This window comes from Sphingobium sp. AS12 (genome assembly GCF_019097845.1).
Taxonomy (GTDB): Bacteria; Pseudomonadota; Alphaproteobacteria; order Sphingomonadales; family Sphingomonadaceae; genus Sphingobium.
Genome location: NZ_JAHRGM010000052.1, coordinates 1 through 4,392, shown reverse-complemented (window position 1 = coordinate 4,392; position 4,392 = coordinate 1). Strand labels below are relative to the sequence as shown.

5 protein-coding genes are annotated in these 4,392 nt (G+C 62.2%); 4 read left to right on the top strand and 1 reads right to left on the bottom strand.

What is annotated here, in order from left to right; translation table 11 throughout:
* Positions 1-296 precede the first annotated feature (296 nt).
* Entirely contained in the window at positions 297-1,112 is an 816-nt protein-coding gene (locus KRZ98_RS18140) for a hypothetical protein (RefSeq protein ID WP_217674840.1), read from the bottom strand.
* A 131-nt stretch (positions 1,113-1,243) separates the two neighbouring features.
* Between KRZ98_RS18140 and KRZ98_RS18135 the strand changes: the two genes are divergently transcribed.
* The 4 genes from KRZ98_RS18135 to KRZ98_RS18120 form a co-directional block, all read left to right on the top strand.
* On the top strand, positions 1,244-2,500 hold the full coding sequence (locus KRZ98_RS18135) for a glycosyltransferase (protein ID WP_254798681.1): 1,257 nt from the start codon (positions 1,244-1,246) through the stop codon (positions 2,498-2,500).
* A complete protein-coding gene (locus tag KRZ98_RS18130) occupies positions 2,497-3,435 on the top strand; it encodes a hypothetical protein (RefSeq protein WP_217674838.1) in 939 nt (312 codons plus the stop codon). Before KRZ98_RS18135 ends, KRZ98_RS18130 begins: the two co-directional genes overlap by 4 nt.
* Complete coding sequence (locus KRZ98_RS18125; RefSeq protein ID WP_217674837.1) at positions 3,432-3,977, top strand: DUF2141 domain-containing protein; 546 nt, start codon at positions 3,432-3,434, stop codon at positions 3,975-3,977. Before KRZ98_RS18130 ends, KRZ98_RS18125 begins: the two co-directional genes overlap by 4 nt.
* Before the next feature lie 3 nt (positions 3,978-3,980).
* Positions 3,981-4,392, top strand: a 412-nt coding sequence (locus KRZ98_RS18120; RefSeq protein ID WP_217674836.1) for a glycosyltransferase, incomplete at its 3' end; no start/stop codon positions are given.

The window sequence follows — 4,392 nt, the reverse complement described above, 5'->3', positions numbered from 1 at the left end:
AACGGACGGACCCGCTCCCACTGCTCGTCGCTTAATCCGTGTCGATCCAAGATGGCGCTCCCTTCGCCAGTCTTGAATCCGATCTGCGCGGAAAAGGGAATCCCCTAATTGTCCACAGGCCTTAGTGTTTTGGAGAGGAAAGACGATGTGTGGATACTTTCAGGCGTGGGGGATAAGGGGCAAAATATAGCCAGATCAGCGCCCGCAAAGGTGGCGCAGTGCGCGCGCAATATCCAGGCGATGTTCGGTGGCATTGACAGCGCACATCATCACATCACGAAGCTGCCCGGTGGCGCCTATTCCTGCTTGCCGCCATCCCAGCGGATTTCGCTGGCCGCGATGATCGACTGACCGCGCATGATCGACCAGAGGCGATGAGGGGTTTTGGGATCCCAGTCGATGGCCTGGCCCTCTGTCGCGATGGGGATGGTGGCCAGCAGCTCCAGCGTCGATCCGGCGCTTGGCAGGCGCATGACATATAGCTCCGGCCTGTCATGTCCCGTGACATATAGTTGCCCGTCGGCGCTCCAGCTCATACCCGAACAGCTGAAAGGCGCAAAGCGCGCCAGTACCTCGGCTGGAAACAGCCAGCCGCGCAATTGCCGGAAATTATCGTCAAGCTGCACCAGCGTCGTGTAGCGATGGTCGCGGTCGGCTTCCCTGCCTTTTCCGTCATAATTGGCGAACATGGCCCACCATGTCCCATCATGCCGATCAAGCGCGGTCAGCGATCCCGGCCCCATGCCCAGACTGATACTGCGGATATGGTGCAGGCTTTTCGTATCGAAGATTTCAACGGCGCTGGTCTGCGGCACGGCGGGATAGTTGGAGGCGGCGCATATCAGTTCGCGGCCGACCACCGTGCAGCTGTTCATATGCGCAAACAGTTTCCGGTCACCCTTCCACTGCGCGATACGGACGCCGTCGCTGATCCGGTATTTGCCGATCCGGTCATTGTCGATGGCATAGATGTGGACGCCATCGGAGGCGACGCCCTGCCGTGCCTCCTCGGCCGCTATGCGTAAAGTAACCGGTGCGCTGTTCGCAGGGACCGGCGGCGCGGCAATGCCCTGAACGGCAAGCGACACTGGCAGGAGGAGAGGAGCAAGCATGACCGACCTATATCCCGATATTTGTGACGGGTTCATGATCGGCGCAACAATGACAGCATATTCGTCCAGACTTCATCGTTCCGTCACGAATAGTGCATCAGCCTGTTATGAATGTCCGACATGGGCGGGTCATGCAGTGCTTCCGTCAGCCGCTATCGCCGAACGATGAAGCTATCGTCGATAGCGATTGTGAAGCCGTTTCGCCGCCGCATGTCCTGGTCTTTCTTCATGGCCCCGGACCGGGCGGAGTCGAACGCATTGCGCTGCGGCTGATCACGGGCTGGCGGCGGGCCGGGATGGACGTGCGCCTGATGCTCGGCAATCCGGCAGGGCCGATGCAGCATGACCTGCTGCCCGGCGCTGCCAACCAATATCTGCCTCCCTGGCCGCTGATCGGTCGCCGTCTGGCAAGCCTGCGCCTTTTGATCGCGACATTGCGCGCCATTGATGCGCGCCCACCCGACATTCTGTTTTGCGCGGGCAATGTCTATGCGATCGTGGCTGTGCTGCTGAAATTGAGGCTTGGACGGCGCTGCCCTCTCCTTCTTGCCAAGGTCAGCAACGACCTGATGCGATCCGACATGCCGGGGATCATGCGGCCCTTCTATCGCCTTTGGTTGCGGATACAGGGCAAGGCGATCGACCATTTTGCCGCCTTGTCCGATCCCATGGCGCGCGAAGTGGTGGCGCGGATGGGCGTTGATCGCGCGCATGTGCATGTCGTGCCCAACCCGGTGCTGGCGCTGGCGGATCTTGATGCTGTTGTCCCATCGCCTTCATCATTGCCCCCGCAACAGGGCAGGCGTTTCGTGGCTGTCGGTCGGCTGGAACGGCAGAAAAATTATCCGCTGATGCTGCGCGCCTTTGCAGCGGGCAGCGGGCCGGACGACAGGCTGACTATCTTCGGGGAAGGCCGCGCGCGCCTTCAGCTGGAACGCCTCGCCGACCGCCTAGGCATCGCGGCGAAAGTGCGTTTCGCCGGGTTCAGCGCAGATATTCGTCGCCAGTTGCCGCACCATGATGTGCTGCTGCTCTCGTCCCGCTATGAAGGGCAGCCTGGCGTCCTGGTCGAGGCGCTGGCGTGCGGCCTTCCGATCATCGCCACCCGCTGCTGCGCGAGCATGTCCCCCCTGTTGGACGATGGCGCGCTCGGCACGCTGATCGATGACGGCGATGAAGCCGCATTCGCCAATGCCATCCGCACAGCACACCGGGATAGGCAGGACCGCCCGCGCGCCCGCGAAAAGGCAGCGGCGTTCACGATCGAACGCGCCGTCCCCGCCTATCGCGCGCTCTTCCATCACATGCTGGCAACGCCCGCGCACCAGCAACGCGCCACCCTTGCCAGGCCCCGTTCGCAATCCCCTCTGGAGGCGCAGCTATCATGAGCCATGCCGATACCCTTGCCCCGCTGATCAACGCGCAGGGTACGCGCGCGATGCTGGACCCGACCCCACTGGTGCGGTCGGGCCGCAACTGGACGGCATGGTTCGGGCCGGTCATCTCCTTTGCGATATTGGCGGTCGTGTTCGTTCAGATCGGCTCGTTCGATTTTCACAAACTCATCGCGATGCTGCCGCGAACGCCGCTCTTCTGGCTGGTGTTCGCCGTGACATACAGTCTGACGCCGCTATGCGACTGGGTCATCTTCAACCGATTATGGTCAATTCCGACCGGCGGCCTGTCGGCCCTGTTCCGCAAGCGGATCAGCAACGAACTGCTGCTCGGCTATGTCGGCGACGTCTATTTCTACGCCTGGGCGCGGCGTCATGTGACGATGGCGGGATCCCCCTTTGGCGCGGTGAAGGATTCAGCGATCCTGTCGGGTGTGATGGGCAATGTCGTCACGCTGGCAATGCTGCTCTTCACGCTGCCCCTGTTGTCATCGCTGCGACTGGCCATGGACGGGCGGGCGCTGGGGATATCGCTCACCATCCTTGTGGTGACGTCCTTTGGCCCCATCCTGTTCAGTCGCAAAGTGTTCAGCCTGCCCTGGCCGGAACGACGGATGGCGGCGGCGGTGCATCTGGCGCGGATCATCGCCAATGTGCTGCTCTATGCGACATTGTGGCACCTGCTGCTGCCCGATGTCGCGTTGAGCTGGTGGTTCATGCTTTCGACGCTACGGCTGGTCCTGTCCCGTCTGCCGATGGTGCCGAACAAGGATGTGCTGTTCGCAGGCGTGGCCGTATTCCTCGTCGGGCGTGAACTGGAAATTGCGCAGGTTTTGGCGGTAATCGCCAGCCTGCTGCTCGCCGCGCATCTGCTGGTCGGGCTGATCCTGGGCCTGAGCGGGCTTGTGAAACAGCGGAGGCAGGCATGAAACTCCTGGCGCTTTGGGTGATCAGCGTCATCGCCGCCGCAGCGACGCCGACCATACCATCAACCCCTGATCTGGGTAAGGCGGAAGCGCGCTGTCGCCCAGGCGAAAATGGCCCCTCCTTGCTGCTCGACATAGTGGGGTTGAAGGATCGCGAAGGCCGCCTGAAGGCGGAGGTCTATCCCGCCAACGATCAGGACTTTCTTCAGGACGACAATATCCTGATTTCTCAGGGCAAGATTTTCCGCCGGGTCGAAGTACCAGTCGGACAAGGCTCCACGCAGAACGGCTATACTGCGCAAATATGCGTCCGTGTGCCGGGTCCGGGCCGCTATGCGGTCAGCGTGCTGCATGATCGCGATGGCAATCGGAAATTCGGGCTGTCGGTCGATGGCGTCGGCTTTGGCGGCAATCCCAAACTGGGCATGGGCAAACCCAAGGCTGCGTCGGCCACGCTGGTCGTCGGTACGGGCCCGACGCGCGAGCGGATCATCATGAATTATCGCCGGGGGCTGTTGTCCTTCGGCCCGGTCAAGGCGCTTTAGACTATGCGGATCGTCGATATATGCGCCTTTTACGCGCCGCAGGGCGGGGGCGTGAAAACCTATGTCCGGCACAAGATGCTGGCGGGGCCGGCGCGCGGGCATGAAGTCATCATTCTCGCGCCGGCGGCGCAGGCGCAAGTCGAATATTTCGGCGATCATGGGCGTATCGAATATGTGCCGGGTCGCCGCTTCCCGCTCGACGGGCGCTATCATTATTTTCACGACGAAGCGGCTCTGCACGCCCGGCTGGACGCGCTGCGTCCCGATCTGGTCGAAGCATCGACCCCGTGGGGCAGCGCATCGATGGTCGCCAACTGGCGCGGCGATGTGCCACGCAGCCTGATCATGCACGCCGATCCGCTGGGCAATTACGCCTATCGCTGGTTCCGCAGCCTTGCCAGTCGCGAGCAGATCG